The following is a 22,743-nucleotide window of genomic DNA, read 5'->3' as shown; positions in this document are numbered from 1 at the left end:
AATTATGCAAAAATCATATAGAATTGTTAAAATAATCATTGTTACACTATTATTTATGTGTCAATATACTTTACAGGCTCAAAAGTATTGTGAGGAATGTAAATCAAATATAAAAGTTGTATCGAATGAACAAGTTCTTTTAGAAAAAATTGACATAAAAGAAGGAACATTAGTATCTAATGTTGATATTAACCTTTATGCAAGTTATCGGTCAGGAAATTTACAAAAATTTTGGACGAATTTAGCAATTGCGACCGCAGGTGTGGTCGTAGGTAATAAATTAAACAACGTAAATTTGGTTGAAGGAAAAGGAGTAAATAGTATTTCTCCTTTATTGCCCCTAAGTGTAAGTACAGCGATATTACCAAGTATTTGGAAAAACAGACCAAGGAATGTACCACAAGCGGGTCTTTGGATACAGTATCGAAATACTCATGGAAAACTATTAGAAACTTGGGAAGAACCTATCAGTAGCGAAGCAAAGAATGATGCTGAATTATTAACAGTTTCGATTGATAAGTCCCTTTCGGCGGGAACATTAGAAATTTATTTGCAAAATGGAAGTAAAAATAATGTGTATTATTGGGGTTATAACACTAATTTTAAAAATAAAAAAGTAGATAATTTTGCTTTACCAAACTCTCCTGTATTGTTAAGTATAGCAGGTTGCCCAGCTGGTTATTTGCCAGATGGGAGTGGAATGTGTTGTAATCCTTTTACAGGAGAATGTGTAAGTGAGGGAGTAGTAACACCAACACCAACACCAACACCAACACCAACACCAACACCAACTCCAACAAATGTAGGTTGTCCAGAAGGATATTTACCAAATGGGAGTGGAATGTGTTGTAACCCTTTTACAGGAGATTGTAAAACTGTAGGGGGAACAAGTGGAAGATTTATAAGAACGGAAACAAGAGTTTCTTCAATTACAACAGAAGGTAGTGGCAGTGGAACTGGTGGTTGTCCAGCTGGTTATTTACCTAATGGAGAAGGAATGTGTTGTAACCCTTTTGAAGGTATATGTGTTAATGAGGCTCCTGTAACAATGAGTACAGCAAATGTATGCGTAACAACTACCACTTGTATTGATACTTACTCTTGTGCATATTCGCTTGCATATCCTGAAAATGGAGTAGATTGTGTCCTTATAGGTACAGAATGTTCTTCTTCAACTTCTTGTACAGGTGGCGGAGATGGTGGAACTGGTGGTGGTGGAACTGGTGGTGGTGGAATTGGTGGTGGCGGTGGAACTGGCGGTGGCGGTGGAACTGGTGGCGGAGGTGGAACTGGTGGTAGTTCAGGTAAAAACTGTGTAAATGGGCGAGATATAAATAATCAACCCTGTGGTGCTTCTATTTGCAATAGTGCAACTGGCTATGACCAATATGGAAATAAGTGTGGGCGTGATTGTAATGAAACTACTGGCTATGACCAGTTTGGAAGCCCTTGCGGACCTTCTATTTGTGGTGCTGGTATTATGCCAGAGTCAAATAATCAAGGGCAAGCAAGAATGGCATCAGTGGTTAGTGATCAGTATGGGAATGAGTGTGCTAAAATTGAGGACTTACTTGTAACAAACTGTTTTAAAAATACATTATCATTACTAAAAGATAGCAATCTAAAAGGTAAAATATCTTCCATTTTTCAGAACTATAATAAAAGTAGGAACAATAATTTTACAATAAAAGAAGCAGTATTCACAGGAGTAAATGCACAAGATTTAGCTTACACGGAAGGGGATGTAATAACATTAAATACAGCAGTATTAAAGGATGCTTCAAAAGAATTGATAGCCCTTATTATTATCCATGAAATGCTACACGTTTATATTGGAGAAGATGAATTTACAGATCATACTATAACCTCGCAAAAATATGTTATACCCATGACAGAGTACTTAAACTCAGTTTTTGGGATAGATAAAAGTATAGCAGAATCTATGATTTGGGATGGGTTACAAGATACAGATGCTTACAAACAACGGACTGAACAAGAAAATTGGCATTCTCAGAATTACGTTAGATTACATAAAAACTTAAACAACTCTAATAATGGTCAAACTGGCACTCACTGTAATTAGTCTTTTCCTTTTTTTTAATTGTGGATATTCACAAAAGGAAAGACATAAATTTTGGATTTATCAAGATTCTTCTATTCCTAAAATGGGAATAGAAGGATTACTAAAAAAAGGTATTGGTCCGATGAAATATACCGACATCAATCATTGTGAAATGTCTTGGGCTGTTTTTTATTTTACGGTTGATTATAAAGGACGGATAAAAGATTTTGAAATAGATCAAAATGGTAACTTAGATACAAATGTGATAAACATAGTCAAAAGAAATATCTATGCTACGGAGGGACTATGGCATATCCCCAAACATACTTCCAAGAATGAAGTTTGTAAATTTGCCTATCCATATTTTAGGTCTATTCCAGATGACACGACTTGCACTGATTTTCAAAATCAATTAAAGAGTGAAAAGGGTAAGTTTATACGCATACTTTCTAAGTTAAGTGGTGTTTTAGAAAAAGAGAAGGGTGGCGTATATGTGATTATTCCAAGACATGATAGACCTGGGGAGTATTGATGTATTTCCTCATCTAGCGCAAGTGTCCGCCAGATGGCTGGTCTCTCGTCCCCTTGGCTGGTCTCCCGACCAGCCATCTGGGGGCAGCACCCCGAGGAGAGATTCCCGCCCTTGTTGGTGTTTTCCACCAACAAGCCGTGCTAAAGCAAGCCCGATGAGAGGATTTATAAGTACCCAAAAATGCAAAAAGAGGTCGTTGATTTATTTCAGCGACCTCTTTTTGATATTTTGTAGTATGAATTGTTGTTTGTGAAAACATAAACAATGGCATAAAACACATTCATTTAAAAACTAAACTAATCTCTTTCAACGGTACTTGCTCCAGAGGTACTAATGGTGGTTGTAGGATTTCCTCTATAACGGACTCTACTCGCTCCAGAAGCATTTACTTTTAAGTATTTATAGACATCAACACGGGCTGAACTTGCTCCCGACACTTTAATATCCATTTCGTCGGAAGGGAAATTTAGCGTATTTAACAATGATGCACCGCTGATTTCACCTGATATTTTTTGAGCATCTCCCGAAGGTGTAAATTGTGATGCTCCCGAAATATCCATGTAAAGTTTTGTTACGTCTATATCCAGAAATAATTTGGATGCTCCCGATAAAATAACATCAAAAGTATTGGTATAAAAACCGCTAACATCTGCCGTTGTTGCTCCCGAAAATTGAACGGATGAAAGGGCGGGAACGGTAATGTCAATTCTCATGGTGTAGTGTTTATTTCGAGCATTATTTCTGTAACCTCCATAAAGCGTTCCATTACGAACGTATAAATCCAAATCGTCAATATCAGTTTCATCACCAATGGCAGTGACTTTGTAATAAGTTCCTTGAATAATATTTACTTTAAAAGCACTTCCAGTTTTGATTCCATCGAAATTTGATAAATTGAAATTTTGCCGTACTTCATAATACGCCGATTGTGGCAAAGGGTCATTGTCAACTTTAATGATACAACTATTGAGTATAACCATTAAAAGAATTAGCGAAGTTTTTAATAGATTTTTCATCGTTTCTAAGCGTTTAATTTTTATGTTTGTCAGAATAACGTTTTTGAGGTTGTTTTGAAGAAAAAATGAATTTTCCTTAACGTTGGTATGACAATCGGTAGAATAATTTACCCCTACTTAATCACAAAAAATATGAAAGTACGTCCAAGTGTAGCAATTGTTGAAAATAACCGAATTTTACTGATGCGGTATCGTTACGGCAATACTGATGTTTATAATTTAGCGGGTGGAAATGTGGATAAAGGAGAAACGCTTGCCTCGACCGTTGTGCGAGAGTTACAAGAAGAATTAGGGATTGATATTGAATTAGAAGAAATGCTTTTGACGGGTGATGTCATCATGCCTGAAGGCAAAGAAGACGTTTTACATTGTGTTTTTAGGGCAAAAATTTTGAATGGAACGCCTGTGTTGAATCCACAAGAAACCTCAGCTTTGGAAGTGCTTTGGCAACCCATTGAAGAACTGAACCAATTGGATATGTACCCAAATGTAGGACTTGAACTACAAAAGGCTCTCAATCAAGGATTTGAGTATATTGGCAAGATTAGACAAGAATGGAAGTAGCTTTCAGATAAATTCTTTCCCCTGATTTGAAGGTGCAAATTAGGGGAAAGAATTTTATTATATACAACTCAATCTGCCACCATCAACGGGTAAATTTACACCATTGATATATGCAGCGGCTGGGCTACACAAAAAAGCGACGGCTGCTCCAAATTCATGGGCTTCGCCAAAACGTCCCGCAGGTACGTCCGACATCATCATTTCTGCAACTTCACCAACTGCAATATCCGCAGATTTTGCTCTGGAATTTACCACAAAATCTAAACGAGCCGTTTTGGTATAACCTGGCAAAACGTTATTGACCGTTATTCCGAATTGCCCCAACTCATTTGCCAGTGTTTTTGACCAAGAAGCCACTGCTCCACGAGTAGTATTGGATACGCCCAAACCGTTGATTGGCTCTTTTACCGAAGTAGAAATAATATTGATAATTCGTCCAAACTGTTCAGCTTTCATACTCGGCACACAGGCTTGTACAAGAATATGATTACAAATCAAGTGATTAGAAAATGCTTGGGTAAATTCCGCCAAATCAGCTTCAATAATTGCTCCACCCGCTGGACCTCCCGTATTATTGACTAAAATATGTACAAGTGGATTTGCCTTTAAATGATTTTCGATGCCTAATTTTAGTTCATCGGGTTTTGAAAAATCTGCAACAAAATAAGAATGCTTCTGCCCCTGTGAACTATCCAAGCGATGAAGGGTTTCATTAAGAGTATCTTCATTCCGAGCAACAAGTGTTACATTTGCTCCTAACAGAGCCAATTCAATGGCGGATGCACGCCCAAGTCCTTGCGTACTACCGCATACAATGGCGTTTTTATTTTTTAAATTTAGATTCATAAATTGTACTTCGATTTTCCAAAATCGAAAAATTGTATCTCGATTCTGGAGAATCGAAAAAAATGTACTTCGATTCTCCAGAATCGAAAAAAAATGTGCTTCGATTCTCCAGAATCGAAAAAAAATGTACTTCGATTTTCCAGAATCGAAAAAAAATATACTTCGATTTTCCAGAATCGAAAAAAAATGTACTTCGATTTTCCAAAATCGAAAAAAAATGTACTTCGATTTTCCAAAATCGAAAAAATGTATAATAATTACGATTCTGGAGAATCGTAATACAATTACAAATATATGCCAAATCTATCATACCGAAGTAACGAAAACGAGTTAATTGACGACCTCGAATTGGACAATGACGCTCTCCGTCAGAATCTTGAAGAGTTAGCCATCATCAATAAATATTTGGGCGGAAACCAAGTAACGGTTAGTGGATTGAAGAAATTAACAGCAAATTCCAATTCACCAATCACTAATCACCAATCACAATTAACCATCGCCGACCTTGGTTGTGGCGGAGGAGATATGCTAATGGTAATGGCAAATTGGGCAAAAAAGAAAGGAATTAAATCTCAATTTATCGGGATTGATGCCAATGATTTTATGATAGATTTTGCCAAGAAAAGAACCGCTAATTATCCAGATATAAGTTATTTACACGAAAATATTTTCTCGGAAGAATTTAAAGAAAAGTCCTTCGATATTATTACCATGACGCTCTTTTGCCATCATTTCGACGATGAAAGTTTGGTCAAAATATTTAAGCAGTTCAAAAAACAAAGTCGTATCGGAATAGTTATCAATGATATTCACCGCCATTGGTTTGCCTATCATTCCATCGCTTGGATTACCAAACTCTTTCTCAAATCTTATTTGGTTAAGAACGACGCTAAATTGTCTGTTTGGCGTGCTTTTCGTCGTAGTGATTTAGAGAAAATTATTCAAAAAGCAGGTTTTACCAAGTATTCTATTCGTTGGAAATGGGCATTTCGTTGGGAGGTAGTATTGTTCTCGTAACACAGGCTTTAGCCTGTATGCGATGAAGAAAATCAATCAATTACAGGTTAAAGCCTGTCTCTCGAAATGAAAATCTTACTTTGGTATCGCAACGACTTGCGGATTCACGACCACGAAGCACTTTTTAAGGCATCCGAAAAAACTTCGGATGTTATTCCTGTCTATATTTTTGACCCACGTATTTTTAAAGAACATCATCTTGAATTCCCCAAAACTGGTGAATTACGGCATCAGTTTTTGATAGAATCGGTGGAAAATCTTCGTCAAAATTTACAAAAAATCAATTCTAATCTTATCGTCAGAACGGGCTTCCCCGAAGACATTATTCCAGTTTTAGCTAAAGAAATTCAAGCCGATGAGGTTTATACTTCGGAAGAAGTTACGCAAGAAGAAATCGACGTGGATTCAGAAGTAGAAACACGACTAAAAGCGGATGGGCGAAAAATGAAATTATTCTGGCAATCAACACTTTATCACGTTGATGATTTGCCAATGGATGTAGATAATTTACCCGATATTTTTACCCAATTTAGAAATAAGGTTGAACGAAATACAAAAGTTCGTGCTGTTTTTAAAACGCCCACAAATTTGGTTTTTAAGGAGAAAATTGATGTAGGACAGGATTTCATCCTGTCATTGCAAAATCAGTCTATTGATTCTATCCTGTCAGTAGAAAAGACAGCTTGGAAAGCCGTCCTATGTGGTGGAGAAGACGAAGGAATCAATCGTTTGAATGATTATTTCTGGAAAAAAGACCTGCTGAAAGTCTATAAAGAAACTCGGAATGGAATGTTGGGACTTGATTATTCTTCCAAATTCTCGCTTTGGTTAGCTAATGGCTGTATTTCCCCGAGGTATATTTATGAAGAAATCAAGAAATATGAAGCCGAACGCACCCAAAATGAATCGACTTATTGGTTGATTTTTGAATTAATTTGGCGTGATTATTTCCGATTTGTTGCGATGAAATTTGGCAGTAAAATCTTTTATAAGTCTGGATTGAAAGAAAACCCCACCCAACCCTCCCCGAAAGGGAGGGCTATCGACATCAAAAGCCCTCCCTCTCGGGGAGGGTTGGGTGGGGTTTTTCCCATCTTTGAAAAATGGCGTTTAGGAGAAACGGGCGTGCCTTTAATAGATGCCAATATGAAAGAATTATTAGCAACAGGTTTTATGTCGAATCGAGGAAGACAAAATGTGGCGAGTTTCTTGGTAAAAGATTTACAAATTGATTGGCGTTGGGGAGCCGCTTGGTTTGAGAGTCAGTTGATTGACTATGATGTTTGTTCTAATTGGGGAAATTGGCTTTATGTTGCAGGTGTAGGCAACGACCCACGAGAAAATCGTTATTTTAATATTTTGAAACAAGCAACCAATTATGACGGCAAAGGCGAATACGTAAAATATTGGTTGCCAGAATTATCGGGAGTTCCTGCCGAAAAAATACATTTAGTTGGACTGTTGACAAATGAAGAACAAAAGAAATTTGGCGTGCGTTTGGGTGTAGATTATCCAAATCCGATTGTTGATATAAAAAAGTGGATTAAAGGTTAGATTTTACGAAAATGTGAACTTTGTCAATTTTTAAAACTTATTAAATACTGTGGTAAAGCTCATTTATTTTCCCTTCAAAATCTCTAATTCATACTCAAAAACAACCGTTACCCCCTAAAACTCAAATATTCAACATAGATTTTGTTTGGATGTAAAAAAAATATCTACATTTGGACAGAATTTGAAGAACCAATAAATAAAACAGATTAGAGAGTATCCAAATTGCTTTTTTATCGTTTCAAAATTGATTTTCAAATTCAAACAAATTCAAATTAAAAATTAATCAAAACTATGTCAAGAAACCTTCTTATCGGATTAGGAATTGCAGCTTTATTATTATTCTGGGGTATCGGTGTTAGAAACGGTATGGCTACCAGTAATCAAGATGTACAAGCATCATGGGCTAAAGTACAAACAGCTTATCAACGTCGTGCGGATTTAATTCCGAATTTGGTAAAAACGGTGCAAGGAGTTGCCAATTTTGAAAAAGGAACGCTTACCGATGTAATTTCTGCACGTGCGAGTGCAACACAAATTAAATTAGATGCCAATGACCTTTCTCCTGAAAATATCCAAAAATATCAGGCTGCTCAAAGTCAATTAAGTGGTTCATTATCACGTTTGATGGCAGTTGCAGAAAACTATCCTCAATTAAAAGCAACTGAAAATTTCTCGGAATTACAGTCGCAATTAGAAGGTACTGAAAACCGTATCAAAGAAGAAAGAGACCGTTTTAATGATACTGTAAAAGGATATAACAACAAAATTGTTACCTTCCCTAATAGCTTAATTGCAGGTTTCTCAGGCTTTGCTACAAAAGGATATTTTGAAGCAGATGCAGGTGCATCAAAAGCTCCAACGGTTGATTTTGGTGGTGCAAAATAATGTTTTTGAGTAAACGGTTCACGGTAAACGGTTCATGGTAAACAGTGAACCATTCACCGTGAACCGTTTACCTTTTCCCCTTTACTGTTTTCCTGAAAAATCATGCCTCAAAATTTTTTTACTGATTCCCAAAAAATAGAAATTACCAAAGCTATTCAAGCCGCAGAACTCAATAGTTCGGGTGAAATACGTATTCATATCGAAAAGGTTTGTGCCACCGAAAATGTTCTCGACCGTGCTGCCGAAGTTTTCGTGAATCTTGGCATGGCAAATACTGCTCAACAAAATGGTGTGTTGTTTTATCTGTCGATTGACGACCGCAAATTTGCTGTTTTAGGAGATAAAGGAATTGACAAAGTTGTTCCCGAAAATTTCTGGGAATCGACCAAAACTTTACTTAAAACTCATTTTGCCCAAGGACTTTATACAGAAGGTTTAGTCAAAGGAATTCATTCAGCAGGAGAGCAATTGAAACATTATTTCCCTTATCAATCCGACGATGTTAATGAACTTCCTGACGATATTTCGTTTGGGTAAATTGTAGCACGGGATTTTGTCCCGTGAATTGTACTCCGACACGGGACAAAATCCCGTGCTACATTACTAATCACCATAATTTCATGTTCAGAAAATTATTTCCATATATAATTACTGTTTTCTGCTTTCTGTTTTCTGCCATTTCGCAAGCACAGAATATTCCAGCAAAACCTAACCCACCCAGATTGGTCAATGATTTTGTAATGAAATTATCACCAACGGAATTACAATCTTTAGAACAAAAATTAAGAGGTTATGCCGATAGTACCTCCACACAAATTACCATCGTAATAGTGAAAACTACGGGCGATTCTGACCCTTATGATTATGCCATGAAAATTGCAAAAGATTGGGGCGTTGGACAAAAAGATAAAAACAACGGCTTGGTGCTTTTATGGGCTACGGAAACTCGTAAACTCAGAATTGTAACTGGGCGAGGCATGGAAGCCACCATTACTGATGCCATTTCTAAAAGAATTATTAATACCATTCTGAAACCCTATTTTCAAGCAGGGCAATTTTATCAAGGTTTAGATGAAGCGACTTCCGAAATCATGAAGCGTGCTTCGGGGGAATTTCAGGCAGAACCTGAATCGGATGGAGAAGGTGGTTTTTGGGTTATCTTAATTATCATCATCGTCGTTATTGTGATTTTGTACATCATTGGCTCTAAAAATGGCGGTGGCGGAGGCGGTGGCAGACGTAGTTATAGAGATTCAGGTTGGGGAGGTCCAATAATTTTCTCAACTGGTGGTTCATCAGGCTGGGGCGGAGGTTCAAACAGCGGCGGAGGCGGAGGTGGCTTCGACTTCGGTGGCTTTGGTGGTGGCGACTTCGGTGGCGGTGGTGCTGGGGGTGATTATTAGAAGTTAGTTTGTTGATTTGAAATTTTAATAGTCAGTTACTTGCCCAATGTTATTAAATACCTTAACTTAATGACATTGGCAGAGCGACTGCATGAAAAGTAGAATGAGACAACTTAAAGAAAAAGAATTAGCATTAATTGACGAATGTATCTTAGGATTAATTTCGGAAGAGGAATTTGAAAATAAATTCCCTTTTAGAGTTTCCATACAAGAAATAGAGTCTTATTTGGATAGCTTCATAACCAATAAAAAAAATCAACGTTTCGAAATTGTACTTTGGAGCATTCCCAAAGAATTTGCAAAGACCGAAGAAGGGAGTTTGTTTGGTCGTTATTTACTTGTTGATGGACATTTTGGTCATGATAATATAGCTTCTGCGTTTCAGACTTATTTTAACGATAATAAATCTTTTATAAATCCCTTGATTGAGGCAGTTAGTAATGTTCCAGAATACTTACAAAACGATGATGTAAAGTATCCTTATTTAAGAAAAATTATTTACGCAATTGGTGCACAACCTGAGCCATATAATATTAATGCATTGGAAGGTTTACTAACAAACGATGATTTAGCAATAGTTGATTTAGTAAAACATCAGATTGAAAAAAGAAAAAGCCGTGGAAGATGGGAACCTAAAAGTATTTAGAGCTCAATTCCCCGCAGTCGCTTGCCTAATGTCATTAAGTTAAGAGAATTTGTAAGGAGTTGTTTTATTTTTAAACTATTTACCTTCCCGAAACAATTCCTTTGTGGGTTAAACTTTCGGGAAGGTTGCACCAAATTGCACTTCTTATAATCCTTAACTTGATGACATTAGGCAATCGACTGAGTAATCCAAAACAACTCTAAAACCACTCCGCCTTCATTTCCACCGTCACATTATCTTCACTCAAAAGTCGTTTCATCAAAGCATCAATTTTTACTAATTCGTATTCATAAAAATATCGTAACGTAAAGATTTTACCTTGATAGAAATTCTCTTCATCGCCCGATGTGCCTGCTTGTAGAGCTTCTTCTGCCTTGATACTTTGCACTAACCATTGCCAAGCAATTGTCATAATTCCGAATAGTTCTAAATATAAAGTAGCGTCTGACAAAAAGATTTCTAAATCCTTACTTGCCAAGCCCAAAAGGTGTCGGGTTATGCTGTCCGTTTTACCTAAATAATGTTGTAATTTCTGAGCAAAAGGCTTTAATTTCTCAAATTGATTGGCTTTTTCAATCGTTTTCAATATTTCAGTTACCAATAATTGAAGTGACTTACCATTCTTAATAATGATTTTTCTGCCCAATAAATCTAAACCATGAATGGCTGTCGTGCCTTCGTGAATCGGGTGAATTCTTGCTTCACGGTAGAATTGTTCTACGGGAAAATCCGTTGTATAACCTGCCCCACCCAAAATCTGAACGGCGGCGGAAGTTGTCAAACAACACATTTCCGAAGGGTACGATTTAGCAATGGGCGTGAGTAAATCTAACAATAAATGATAGTTTTCACGTTCTTCTCCCTCAGTTACATGAGCTAAATCGGCATACATTGAACATTGTACCAAAAGCGACAAAGAGCCTTCCACAACTGCTTTTTGGAATAACAACATCCGTTTCACATCGGCATGACGAATGATTTGGACTTGTGGCTTAGTTACGTCTTTATCCGAAATAATTCTACCTTGCGGACGTTCCTTCGCATATTCCAATGACGCATAATACGCAGCCGTCCCGATAGCGGTGGCGTTCATACCCACACCAATCCGAGCCTCATTCATCATTTGGAACATATACGTAAGTCCTTTGTGTGGTTCGCCAACTAAATATCCCAAAGTATTATCATTCGAGCCAACCATTAAATGAGCAATTGGAGCTCCTTTATAACCCATTTTATGATAAACGCCTGCGGTAATTACGTCGTTGTTAATTAATTGTGACGTTTCCTCATTCCCCATTACACTTAACTCCTCAACTCTTTTCTGTGGGACGACAAACAACGATATTCCTTTTGCACCCGCTGGACCACCTTTTATTTTGGCGAGCATGAGGTGAATTACGTTTTCGCAACCATCGTGGTCGCCCGCAGAAATGTATATTTTTTGTCCTTTTATTTTGTAAACGCTTGGGCGGCACTCCGCTTCTTGGTCGGTTGGTTCTGCGGTGGTGGAAATATCCGAAAGCGAACTTCCTGCATCGGGTTCGGTCAATGCCATTGTACCTTGCCACACACCTGCATACATATTGGGCGTGTAGGTATTTTTTAATGCTTCCGAGCCAAAACTACGAATCAAATTTGCAGCTCCAGAAGTTAAAAATGGAAAAACTGAAGCCGAATAATTGGCAGCTTGAAAAATAAAAGCCGCAGAATTGAGTATTATAGCAGGAATTTGTTGTCCACCTTCATCGTAAGAAAAACCTGCATTTATCCAGCCATCTTCTCCAAATTTTTTCAAAATCGGAAACATTCCTTCGTGAATTCTGATTTTACCGTCCACCAATTGCGGTTCTTTTCTATCCATTTCCGTGAGGAGTGGTTTCAAAAGTTTTTCCGCAATCTGCTCCGCCGAATCCAACACCATGTCAAAGGTTTCACGAGCGTGGTCTTGGAAATATTCGTATTGTGTAAGTGATTCAGCATCAAATACTTCGTACAGAAGGAATTGTAAATTTCGTTTGGAGAAGAATTGAGTAGCCATGAAATGTATCACGATTCTCCTGAATCGTATTGGTTAATGATTTAAAATCGCTGTATGCTAATTTTGAATAATTATATTTTATAATCTATATCCTCTTAAAAATTCCTCAATTCCCATGCGTTTTTTACCTTCCAATTGTAAGTTTTCAATAGCTAAAATTCCGTCAACACATTGAAAATGGATATATTTCTTGCCATCGGTTGTGTATGAACCAGCCTCTGAAGCCCTCTCCATTGGGGAGGGTTGGGTGGGGTCTTCCGCTTCTAATATTTTCGCCTCATAAATCCGACAAGTTTTATCATTCAACATCGTCCAAGCCACAGGGTAAGGCGAAAGTCCACGAATGAAATCATAAATTTTCTTCACGGGCTGATTCCAGTCGATTTGACAAGTTTCCTTAAAAATCTTAGGAGCGTGATTCAGATGTACCGATTCATCTTGTGGTTCTTGCGGATAATTTCCTGCTTCGATAGCCTTAACCGTTTTCAAAACCAAATCCGCCCCTTTGTGCATGAGTCGCACATAAACATCACCAACATTATCAGTTAGAGCAATCGTTTCTTTTTCTTGAAAAATAATTGAACCAGTATCAATATCTTGTTTCAAAAAGAAAGTTGTTACGCCTGTTTCCGTTTCACCATTGATAATTGCCCAGTTAATCGGAGCAGCCCCACGATACTGCGGTAATAGCGAACCATGTAAATTAAAAGTCCCCAATGATGGCATTGCCCAAACGACTTCTGGTAACATTCTGAAAGCTACAACGATTTGTAAATCAGCTTGGTAGCTTTTTAGTTCGGCTAAAAAGTCTGGATTTTTCAATTTTTCGGGTTGTAAAATTGGGATGTGTGGAGCATTTGCTAAAACATACTCTTTTACCGCCGACATACCTAATTTTTGTCCTCGCCCGATGGGTTTATCAGGAGCCGTAATAACTGCTACGACGTTATAATTATTTTCTACTAAAATGCGTAAACTCTCAACGGCAAAGTCGGGAGTTCCCATAAAAATTATTTTCATCTGATTATAATGTTTAGTCATTTTCAAAGGTATCAGTTTGGAACGCATAGTTGGAACGCCTCATCGTCTATTGGGGTATCAAAATCTTGATATGGGCGTTTCATTTAGATGCTCTTTAAATATGGTTTTACTTTCTTGAAGAGTCTGAATTAGCTTATTGATATTCAACAATCAAATTAAATAAGCTGTGTGAAAAAAAACCTTTGAAATCGTTAATCGTTTTTGTAATTTTGTTGTTCAAAATTTTACAACAAATGCAACGAAAAGAGAAACAGGTAATTTTATATACTAATTGATGCTTCTGCAAAGGTCATAAAAAATCTTGTAGAACGGTCAAAAGCCGTTCTTTTTGTTTGTAAATAATAACGTTTTTTGCTGGGCAATTTCCAGTATTTTTTATTTAATCATCATTTAGAATTTCAGAAATTAATACCCAATTATGGCGAAGTTTCAATACTATACACAAGAGAAATTAGACGAATTAAGAGCTGAATTACAGTTCCTTAAAAGTCAAGGGCGTGCAGATATGGCAAAACAAATTGCGGAGGCTCGTGACAAAGGCGACCTTAGTGAAAATGCCGAATATGATGCCGCTAAAGATGCTCAAGGTTTATTGGAATTGAAGATTTCTAAAATGAACGAAATCGTTGCAAACGCCCGAGTGATGGATGAGACGAATATTGATACTTCTAAAGTTTCAATTTTATCAAAAGTGAAAATCCGTAACAAAAAAAGCGGTATGGAAGTGGTTTATACGATTGTTTCGGAAGAAGAAGCGGACTTGAAAGCAGGTAAAATTTCTAATTCATCACCTTTCGGAAAAGGTCTTTTCGGAAAATCAGTGGGTGATACAGCTCAAATTCAAGCTCCTGCGGGCTTAGTTGAGTTTGAAATTTTAGAAATTACTCGATAATATTTCTTTAGATTTATAGATAGAAAAAGGCTCTTGATATTAAAATTCAAGAGCCTTTTTGTGTAAATTCGAGCATTAGTAATTTCTTAAATGAATTAAATCGTCAATACAATGTCTGCATTACCTAAAATATCTCATTACTCTCCCGAAGAATATTTGCATTTGGAAAGAGAGGCAAATTATAAAAGCGAATATTTTCAAGGAGAAATATTTGCGATGGCTGGGGCTTCTGAAAATCATAATATGATTTCAAGAGGAATTTCTGGAGCATTATTTAATCATCTCAGAGGAAAAAAATGTACTCATTATTCCTCTGATATGAAACTCCATATTCCTGCAAATACGCTTTATACCTACCCAGATTTAATGGTGGTTTGTGGTGATAAAAAGTTTTTGGATGACGGCAAAGATGTTATTCTTAATCCCGTTATCATCATTGAAATTCTCTCAAAAAGTACGGAGGCTTACGATAGAGGCGAAAAATTTGCTTTGTATCGCAGTATTCCGAGTTTGAGAGAGTATGTTTTAATCAGTTCTACAAGTATCCGTGCGGAAGTTATGCGAAAGGAGAATGATTTAGGGCTTTGGTTTTTGGCTTCCGAAGCAGACACTTTAGAAGGCTCAATTGAAATTAAAAATATTGATTTAACTCTTTCTTTATCAGGTATTTATGAAGAGACGGAAGGTGTTTTCTAAACCGTCTTTTTCAACTGATTTTCAACCATTTGAAATAAATAACCGAACACAATCACCAAAACACAGCCAATGAGATTTAACCATAAAAATGCCGTTAAATCTATCCACCAAGTATAAATAACTACGATTTCAGCCAAAATAGTTGCCCAAAATACTGCCGTACTTCCGATAGATTTGAAGTAAAAAGCTACTAAAAATACCCCCAAAATTGTTCCGTAAAACCATGAACCTAAAATGTTTACGGCTTCGATTAAACTCCCAATGTTTGCCGTAAATTGAGCCACAATAATGCAGAAAATCCCCCAAAATAAGGTAGAGATTTTAGACGCATTCAGATAATGTCTTTCCGAATCTTTTGGGTGAATCATGCGTTGGTAAATATCCACAATGGTACACGAAGTAAGCGAACTGAACGCTGATGCCATTGACCCCATCGAGGCTAATAAAATGACGGCTATCAGTAATCCAACCATTCCTTGTGGTAAATATTTGGTTACGAAAGACAGAAAAATGTAATTGGTATCGTTGGTGTCTGCCGTTCCATCGGTTTTTTTGATTAAGGTTTTTACCTCTTCTCGCAATCCGTTGGCTTGTTTATCAGCGGCTAAAACTGCCGTTCTTCCTGAATTGATACCTGCTTCGTCGTTGGTCTGAATGGCAGTGAATAAGGTATTTACAGCCGACTGTTTTTGCTCAAAAACTTCTTTATTTTTCTTAGTAATTTCTTGATATTCAGTAGTTTGTTCTACTTTTTGTAAAACCGTTTTGTTGAAAAATAGAGGTGCTTCGTGAAATTGATAGAAAACAAAAACCAAAACGCCTACTAATAAAATCAAGAATTGCATCGGGATTTTGAAAATACCATTCATCAATAAACCCAAGCGACTTTCACCAACGGATTCTCCCGAAAGATAACGTCCAACTTGCGATTGGTCGGTTCCGAAATAGGATAATTGCAAAAAGAACCCACCAATCAATCCCGACCAAACATTGTAACGATTACTCAAATCAAATTTCCAGTCAATTACATTTAATTTACCCATTTTCCCTGCCACTTTCAGCGTATCTACGAAACCCATTTCGGCGGGTAATAAATGTACAACCATGTAACCCGCCAAAAACATACCGCCCAAAACCACGAACATTTGTTGCAATTGGGTGTAAGAAATGGTTTTTGAACCGCCAAATAAACAGTAAACCGTTACGACAGAACCCGTTAGGATATTCGTCCAATATAAATTCCAACCTAAAATAGTTGATAAAATAATGGAAGGTGCGGCAATGGTTACACCCGTTGATAAAGCCCTTGGAAGAAGAAATAAAAATGAAGTTAAGGTTCTGGTTTTGAGGTCGAAACGTCCTTCCAGAAATTCATAAGCCGTGAAGACTTTCATCTTTTTGAACATCGGAATGAACGTAATCGACAGTACAATCATCGCCAAAGGAAGTCCGAAGTAAAACTGAACAAATCGCATTCCGTCGATGTAGGCTTGCCCTGGAGCAGACAAAAACGTGATTGCACTCGCCTGTGTAGCCATTACTGAAAGCGTAACATGATACCAAGGCATTTGACGGTCAGCTAATAAATATCCTTCAATATTTTGTTTGGACATTCGCCCTTTCCAAAATCCGAATCCTACAATTCCTCCTAACGTAAGCAATAAAACTAACCAGTCAATATTTGTCATTTTCTAAAAGAGTTGATGGGTTATGAGTTTATAAGTTTATAAGTAACGATTTCACCCATAGCAACATAAACTTTAGCACTCCTTATCAAAGCTATTCACGATAATATTAATCTGCAAATTGTTGGCTAAAAAATGTTGAACGTTTACATTTGTTATGGCTACTGTGGCTGTCGGCTTTCGGCAATCAGCAACCAACAAACATTGTCGACAGCCGATTGCTGAAAGCCTAAAACCTATCAATATGTCCCAACTCAAAAAAGTAATCAATACAACACAACTTTGGTCAATTGCGGTAGGCTTGGTAATATCAGGCGAGTATTTTGGTTGGAATTATGGTTGGGCAACTTCTGGAACAATCGGTTTTTTGATTTCTACACTGATTGTAACCGTTATGTACGTCACTTTTATATTCTCTTATACCGAATTAACGGCGGCAATTCCAGACGCAGGAGGTACTTTTGAATACGCCAGTCGAGCTTTTGGAACATTGGGCGGTTTTATTGCTGCTTTTGCTACTTTAGTTGATTTTTTGCTTGCTCCGCCCGCAATTGCTTATGCTTTAGGGAGTTACACGCATTTTTTGAATCCCAATATTCCCGTAATTCCTGTAGCCATCGGGACATATTTTGTTTTTATCGCCATCAATGTTTTAGGAATAAAAGAATCCGCTCGTTTTTCGTTGATTGTCACCATTCTTTCTGTGGTAGAATTGGTAATTTTCATGGCTATCATTTTTCCATTTTTCAAAACAGATAACTTTTTAGCTCATAATCCACCAACTTTAACTACTGATAATATTTTTGCAGGAATCCCATTTGCCATTTGGTTTTTTGTAGCAATTGAAGGTGTAGCCATGGTTGCTGAAGAAGTAAAAGACCCCAATACTACCATTCCCAAAGCCTATATTTCGGGTATTTTGACTTTGGTTTTATTGGCTTTGGGCGTGATGATTTTGAGTGCTGGCGTAGGCGATTGGCGACTTTTAAGCAACATTGATTATCCCTTGCCCGAAACCCTCGCCATGACTTTAGGACGTAATAATTATTGGGCAAAAGCCTTCGCCAGCCTTGGGCTTTTTGGTCTGATAGCCTCATTTCATTGTAATACCATCAGTTATTCTCGACAAATTTATGCTTTGGCTCGTGCGGGATATTTACCCAAATTTTTATCAGCAGTCAATCAGCGATTTCAAACACCACATTGGGCATTAATTGGCGGTGGATTGGTCGGTTTTGTTGCTATCTTTACAGGAACAATCAGTCAAATCATCATTTTATCGGTATTAGGAGCAGTTATTATGTACGGAATTAGTATGTTGAGTTTGATAGTTTTGAGACGAAAAGAACCCCATTTGGTGCGTCCTTTCAAAGCTCCCTTTTATCCAATTTTCCCAATAGTCGCTTTCGTTTTATCTTTGATTTGTATGATAGCGATTATTTATTACAACCAATTTTTAGGAATGATTTTCTTTGTGGGAATGTTAGTTTCATTAGGAGGTTTTTATTTGATAAGAAATAAGAAAAATGCAAGATATTAGTAACAGAACGGACGTTGAAAATTTAGTAAAAACATTTTACGAAAATGTCCATCAAGACCCATTGCTGGCATCAATTTTTGAAATGCCTGCTGAAGAATGGAAACGCCATTTAACTCGTGCGGTGAACTTTTGGGAAAATTGGCTTTTTGATACAGGTAGTTACACGGGCGGAATGATGTGGGCTCATGCCCAAGCAAATATGGCTCATGGACTCACTACGGAGCGTTTTGAACATTGGTTATCACATTGGTTTTCAACGGTAGATAGCCTTTTTGTGGGTGAAAATGCTACCTTTGTTAAAAATAAAGCCTTAGAAATTGGACAAATTATGAATTCAAAATTCAATAATAAGCCCTCAACATTATGAAAAAAGCAGTTGTTTTACTACACGGTTTTGGCGAAGACTCTACCATTTGGGCAGGGTTTGTTCCATTTTTGCAAAAGGATTATTTCTTGATTTTGCCAGATTATGCTCGTTTAAGTCATTTGAAAAGTATGGATGATTATGCAGATTTTGTGCATGAAAAAATACAAGAAAAAGGCTTTGAAAATTGCGTAATAATTGGACACTCAATGGGTGGTTATGTAGCTTTGGCTTTTGCTGAAAAATATCCAACAATGGTGGCAGGACTTGGACTTTTTCACTCAACTGCCTATGCAGATTCTGATGAAAAGAAGGCAGCGAGAGCTAAAAATGCGGAGTTTATCTTGAAAAACGGAACGGAGTTATTTATCAAAACTTCTACGCCCAATTTATATGCTGACGGATTTGTAAAACACAACCCAGAGGTGATAGAAAGACACATAGAATACGCCTCACAATTTCCTGCTGAGGCGTTGGCGGCTGGAATGTTAGCCATGCGTGACCGCCCAGACCGCCGTCAGGTTTTGAAGTCTTTGCGTTGCAATGTCATGTTTATTATTGGTGAAAAAGATAAAAGTGTATCACCCGAAGATGCCAAATCTCAAATTATGATACCTAAATTTTTCTCATCATCAATTTTAGATAATGTCGGACACATGGGAATGATTGAAGAACCCGAAGATTGTTTGAAATTTGTTGGTAAATTTTTATTAAAATGTTAGAAATCAATACAATAGCTCTGAAACAACTTTTTGCAGAAGAAGACCTTTATTTATTGGAGAATGAATTTTCTAAGCCTGAAAAACCTTCTGAAAACGTAGTGGAAGTTGTGGAAGAGAAACCCAAAATAGAGGAAGTGAAACCCAATTATTATCAGCCTAAAAGTAAGGTAATTATTTTATTGAAATCATTGAATCCTGCTGATAGTGAATTGCTTGGGAAAATTTTGGTAGCGATAAAATTAGATTTTCATTCGATAGATTTGATTGAATTGGATAAAATTGGAGAGATAGATTTGAGCCAAATCATTGCACAAAAATCGGTAAATCAATTAATTACCTTCGGAATAGCTTTGCCGACTGTTAAATTACCGATTTCTCTAAATCCATATCAGTTTACTGAACAGCAAGGCATTAAATTAATTTATTCCGATTCCCTCTCGAATTTACAAAATGATATTCCAAAGAAAAAAGCACTTTGGGGAGCTTTGAAAGGCTTTTTGTAGGTAGAAATTAGTATGTGAGATAAATTAGACCACGGATGGCACGGATGGCACGGATTTAATAGATTTACACTGATTATTTATCATTTTATCTGTGAAAATCTGTATAATCCGTATCATCTGTGGTCTAATTTTGGGTAGTCCATATTTTATTGTAGGAACAATCTATTCAACCTCATTGCTCAAAGTTCCGATGCCTTCAATGGTAATATTAACAACATCACCACTCAAAAGCGTAAAGTCATTATCAGGAACAATGCCCGTACCTGTCATCAAATACGCCCCGCTTGGGAAAGACATTTCTCGGAACAAATAACCCACCAGTTCGTCCAATCCACGTTTGATTCTATTGATAGAAATGTCACCTGCAAAAACACCATTTCCTCCACGTACAATTTCGATTGAAATTTGGGTATCAGGATTGATTACACCATTCGGAACGTACAAACAAGGTCCAATAGCGGCAGCTTTATCATAACTTTTAGCTTGGGGTAAATACAAAGGGTTTTCGCCTTCAATATCTCTTGAACTCATATCGTTACCAACGGTATAACCTACAATTTTACCATTTGAGGTAGCAAAAACCGTCAATTCTGGCTCTGGCACATTCCATTTTGAATCTTTACGGATACGTACTTTTTCACCAGTACCTACGCAACGAGCCGCTGAAGATTTAAAGAATAATTCTGGACGTTCAGCTTCGTAAACTTTGGCATAAAAATCTGCTCCGCCCGAATCTTTTGATTCGTCCATTCTTGCCTCACGACTACGCATATAAGTTACGCCAGAAGCCCAAATTTCTTGTTGTACAATAGGAGCAAGAATACCAGAACCGTCCCAAGAAAATTCGTTAAGTTCTTGAATTTCAGCATTTAATTCGTCAAAAAGATTATCACGATTTACGTAAGTGTCCCAATTTTGGGCATTAGAAAGATAAAATTTTTCGTTTGCTTCAATAATAATTCCTTGTGTTGTTCTATAAATTTTCATAGAGATTTTGATTGTTTTGAAATGATAAACTAAAATTAGTTTAAATTTAATGTTTATGTGTGCTTAATTATATTTTCTATGGTTAAATGTCAGACGATAGTCGGACTACCTTTGCGAGTTCGTTCTGACTATCGTCTGACCGAAAATTACTAAATTCTTTAAAAATCTATAAAATCTGCGTTGCAAAGCATCTGCGTAATCTGCGTACCATGACCCAAAACCTGTTGTACTGAAATGCAAAAAAATCTTTTCATACTCCTTTTTTCTCTTATTTTTCAAAAGTCACAAGCCACAGATTTTGAGTTTAATCCGACGATGCAAAAAGCGTATTCGGAAATTATAAAAACAAAATTAAGTCTTGGAAGAACCATTCTCGACAATGATAAAAGTAATAATGGCGTAAAAATTTACTTGAAAAGTTATGCCGATTTAGTTCAATTATTAATCACAGAAGATAAAGTTTTTTATGGACAATTTGTTGATAATCAGGAGAGTAGGTTGGATTTTGTGAAAAAATTAGATAAGAAATTACCTTATAATCGTTTTATTCAAGCTGAAATACATTTACATTCGGCTTTTGTAAAATTAAAATTTGGGCATGAGGTAAAAGGCTCGTGGGAGATTATCAAAGCGTATAAATTATTAGAAGCCAATGCAAAAGAATTCCCAGATTTTCTTCCGAATCAAAAATCACTCGGTTTACTGCATATTCTTATTGGTTCAACACCCGAAAATTATCAATGGGTTGCCAACGTTTTGGGACTGAAAGGTAATATCAAGCAAGGGCTTGCGGAGATACAAAATGTTATTTCGAAAGACACAATTTTTGGAGATGAAGCCCAATTAATCAATTATTTGATTTACGCTTATATTTTGAAATTTACGCCAAAAAAACTCACAGAATTTCAAGACTTCATAAGTCAAAGTCATGATAATCAGTTATTTATATTTTTTGGAATAACTACATTGATGAAAGAGGGTAGGAGCGAGGTCGCATTGTCGCTTTTGGAGAATCATAAAACCGATAAAAATTATTTGCCTTTCCCGTTTTTAGAATACCTTAAAGCAGAGATTTTTTTGCAGAAAGGACAATACCAAATAGCTATAAAATGGTACCAAAATTTTCTTGCTAAATATAAAGGGTTCAATTTTCTGAAGGATACTTATTATAAATTGTTTCTTTGTTATTGGCTTAGTAATGAAGAAGTTAAGGGTGTGTTTTTCTTAGGGAAAATCAAAACAGTTGGTGAAAATATTGTAGAATCAGATAAATCTGCCACTAAGTTTGCTGAGAATTTTCTTACTAAAAAATCACAAAAGCCAATCGCTCAAAAAGTATTAATGAAAGCACGTTTAGCTTTTGATGGTGGTTATTACGATAAGGCTTTGGAGTTTTTAGAGCTTTATTCCGAAAACAGTTTTGACCAAATATCTGACCGTGCCGAGTTCAATTATCGTAAGGGAAGAATCTTTCAAAAACTCAATAATTTGGCTCAAACTATTCCGTTATTTGAACGTGCCATTGTGCTTTCGGAGAATCAAAGCTGGTCGTTTGGAGCGAGTTCAGCTTTGCAATTAGGCTATATTTTTCAGCGTAAAAATGAGAAATCGAAAGCCAAAATGTATTTTGAAAAGGCAATTTCTTACAAAAAACATGAATATAAAAATTCGGTAGATAATAAAGCCAAAGCCGCCTTGAATGAGATGGGTTTTTAGCGAATTCCATTATTATTTTCTACTTTCGTTATTA

22 protein-coding genes are annotated in these 22,743 nt (G+C 36.7%); 16 read left to right on the top strand and 6 right to left on the bottom strand.

Annotated elements, in window-relative coordinates; translation table 11 throughout:
- Positions 1-4 precede the first annotated feature (4 nt).
- Together VB796_RS09535 and VB796_RS09530 are read left to right on the top strand one after the other, a co-directional pair.
- The gene (locus VB796_RS09535) at positions 5-2,083 is read left to right on the top strand and encodes a hypothetical protein (RefSeq protein WP_323346295.1); all 2,079 of its coding nucleotides are present in this window, start codon (positions 5-7) and stop codon (positions 2,081-2,083) included.
- Positions 2,055-2,594 (top strand): hypothetical protein, encoded by a 540-nt coding sequence (locus VB796_RS09530; RefSeq protein ID WP_323346294.1) that lies wholly within the window; start codon positions 2,055-2,057, stop codon positions 2,592-2,594. Before VB796_RS09535 ends, VB796_RS09530 begins: the two co-directional genes overlap by 29 nt.
- A 296-nt stretch (positions 2,595-2,890) precedes the next feature.
- Here VB796_RS09530 and VB796_RS09525 read toward each other — a convergent pair whose 3' ends face one another.
- Positions 2,891-3,610 carry a head GIN domain-containing protein gene (locus VB796_RS09525; protein WP_323346293.1) on the bottom strand — a complete coding sequence of 240 codons (720 nt, stop codon included), beginning with the start codon at positions 3,608-3,610 and terminating at the stop codon, positions 2,891-2,893.
- 132 nt (positions 3,611-3,742) lie between these two features.
- On the opposite strand from VB796_RS09525, the gene VB796_RS09520 reads away from it, so the two are divergent.
- Positions 3,743-4,174 (top strand): NUDIX hydrolase, encoded by a 432-nt coding sequence (locus VB796_RS09520; protein ID WP_323346292.1) that lies wholly within the window; start codon positions 3,743-3,745, stop codon positions 4,172-4,174.
- Positions 4,175-4,231: 57 nt separating this feature from the next.
- Here VB796_RS09520 and VB796_RS09515 read toward each other — a convergent pair whose 3' ends face one another.
- Positions 4,232-5,020, bottom strand: coding sequence for an SDR family oxidoreductase (locus tag VB796_RS09515; RefSeq protein ID WP_323346291.1), 789 nt, complete (start codon positions 5,018-5,020; stop codon positions 4,232-4,234).
- A gap of 294 nt (positions 5,021-5,314) precedes the next feature.
- Between VB796_RS09515 and VB796_RS09510 the strand changes: the two genes are divergently transcribed.
- From VB796_RS09510 to VB796_RS09485, 6 genes are all read left to right on the top strand, one after another.
- The gene (locus VB796_RS09510; RefSeq protein ID WP_323346290.1) at positions 5,315-6,037 is read left to right on the top strand and encodes a methyltransferase domain-containing protein; all 723 of its coding nucleotides are present in this window, start codon (positions 5,315-5,317) and stop codon (positions 6,035-6,037) included.
- A 66-nt stretch (positions 6,038-6,103) separates the two neighbouring features.
- Entirely contained in the window at positions 6,104-7,591 is a 1,488-nt protein-coding gene (locus VB796_RS09505; protein WP_323346289.1) for a DASH family cryptochrome, read from the top strand.
- A 291-nt stretch (positions 7,592-7,882) separates the two neighbouring features.
- Positions 7,883-8,476, top strand: a complete 594-nt coding sequence (locus VB796_RS09500; protein ID WP_323346288.1) for a LemA family protein — start codon at positions 7,883-7,885, stop codon at positions 8,474-8,476.
- Between the two features lie 102 nt (positions 8,477-8,578).
- A complete protein-coding gene (locus tag VB796_RS09495; RefSeq protein ID WP_323346287.1) occupies positions 8,579-9,013 on the top strand; it encodes a TPM domain-containing protein in 435 nt (144 codons plus the stop codon).
- A gap of 83 nt (positions 9,014-9,096) precedes the next feature.
- Entirely contained in the window at positions 9,097-9,879 is a 783-nt protein-coding gene (locus VB796_RS09490) for a TPM domain-containing protein (RefSeq protein WP_323346286.1), read from the top strand.
- 103 nt (positions 9,880-9,982) lie between these two features.
- Complete coding sequence (locus VB796_RS09485) at positions 9,983-10,525, top strand: hypothetical protein (protein ID WP_323346285.1); 543 nt, start codon at positions 9,983-9,985, stop codon at positions 10,523-10,525.
- 199 nt (positions 10,526-10,724) lie between these two features.
- Here the strand turns inward: VB796_RS09485 and VB796_RS09480 are convergent, their stop codons facing one another.
- Together VB796_RS09480 and fmt are read right to left on the bottom strand one after the other, a co-directional pair.
- Entirely contained in the window at positions 10,725-12,563 is a 1,839-nt protein-coding gene (locus tag VB796_RS09480; RefSeq protein ID WP_323346284.1) for an acyl-CoA dehydrogenase, read from the bottom strand.
- 78 nt (positions 12,564-12,641) lie between these two features.
- Positions 12,642-13,583, bottom strand: coding sequence for a methionyl-tRNA formyltransferase (fmt, locus tag VB796_RS09475; protein ID WP_323346283.1), 942 nt, complete (start codon positions 13,581-13,583; stop codon positions 12,642-12,644).
- Between the two features lie 439 nt (positions 13,584-14,022).
- Between fmt and greA the strand changes: the two genes are divergently transcribed.
- Both greA and VB796_RS09465 read left to right on the top strand, forming a co-directional pair.
- Positions 14,023-14,496, top strand: a complete 474-nt coding sequence (greA, locus tag VB796_RS09470) for a transcription elongation factor GreA (RefSeq protein ID WP_323346282.1) — start codon at positions 14,023-14,025, stop codon at positions 14,494-14,496.
- Positions 14,497-14,607: 111 nt separating this feature from the next.
- On the top strand, positions 14,608-15,192 hold the full coding sequence (locus VB796_RS09465; protein ID WP_323346281.1) for a Uma2 family endonuclease: 585 nt from the start codon (positions 14,608-14,610) through the stop codon (positions 15,190-15,192).
- Here VB796_RS09465 and VB796_RS09460 read toward each other — a convergent pair.
- On the bottom strand, positions 15,189-16,880 hold the full coding sequence (locus VB796_RS09460; protein ID WP_323346280.1) for a sodium:solute symporter: 1,692 nt from the start codon (positions 16,878-16,880) through the stop codon (positions 15,189-15,191). The two genes, VB796_RS09465 and VB796_RS09460, sit on opposite strands and share 4 nt — an antisense overlap.
- Positions 16,881-17,121: 241 nt before the next feature.
- Between VB796_RS09460 and eat the strand changes: the two genes are divergently transcribed.
- The 4 genes from eat to VB796_RS09440 are packed head-to-tail and all read left to right on the top strand — an operon-like array spanning position 17,122 to position 20,006.
- Positions 17,122-18,417 carry an ethanolamine permease gene (gene eat / locus VB796_RS09455; RefSeq protein ID WP_323346279.1) on the top strand — a complete coding sequence of 432 codons (1,296 nt, stop codon included), beginning with the start codon at positions 17,122-17,124 and terminating at the stop codon, positions 18,415-18,417.
- Positions 18,404-18,784, top strand: coding sequence for a group III truncated hemoglobin (locus VB796_RS09450; RefSeq protein ID WP_323346278.1), 381 nt, complete (start codon positions 18,404-18,406; stop codon positions 18,782-18,784). Before eat ends, VB796_RS09450 begins: the two co-directional genes overlap by 14 nt.
- A complete protein-coding gene (locus tag VB796_RS09445; RefSeq protein ID WP_323346277.1) occupies positions 18,781-19,503 on the top strand; it encodes an alpha/beta hydrolase in 723 nt (240 codons plus the stop codon). The genes VB796_RS09450 and VB796_RS09445 overlap by 4 nt, the downstream gene beginning before the upstream one ends.
- Positions 19,497-20,006, top strand: coding sequence for a hypothetical protein (locus VB796_RS09440; RefSeq protein WP_323346276.1), 510 nt, complete (start codon positions 19,497-19,499; stop codon positions 20,004-20,006). The genes VB796_RS09445 and VB796_RS09440 overlap by 7 nt, the downstream gene beginning before the upstream one ends.
- A 162-nt stretch (positions 20,007-20,168) precedes the next feature.
- Here the strand turns inward: VB796_RS09440 and VB796_RS09435 are convergent, their stop codons facing one another.
- Positions 20,169-20,993, bottom strand: a complete 825-nt coding sequence (locus tag VB796_RS09435; protein WP_323346275.1) for a fumarylacetoacetate hydrolase family protein — start codon at positions 20,991-20,993, stop codon at positions 20,169-20,171.
- Between the two features lie 234 nt (positions 20,994-21,227).
- On the opposite strand from VB796_RS09435, the gene VB796_RS09430 reads away from it, so the two are divergent.
- A complete protein-coding gene (locus VB796_RS09430) occupies positions 21,228-22,709 on the top strand; it encodes a hypothetical protein (protein ID WP_323346274.1) in 1,482 nt (493 codons plus the stop codon).
- Positions 22,710-22,743 lie beyond the last annotated feature (34 nt).

This window comes from Arcicella sp. LKC2W (genome assembly GCF_034931005.1).
Taxonomy (GTDB): Bacteria; Bacteroidota; Bacteroidia; order Cytophagales; family Spirosomataceae; genus Arcicella.
The sequence above is the reverse complement of the archived record's forward strand: the minus strand, read 5'-3'. Positions and strand labels throughout refer to the sequence as shown.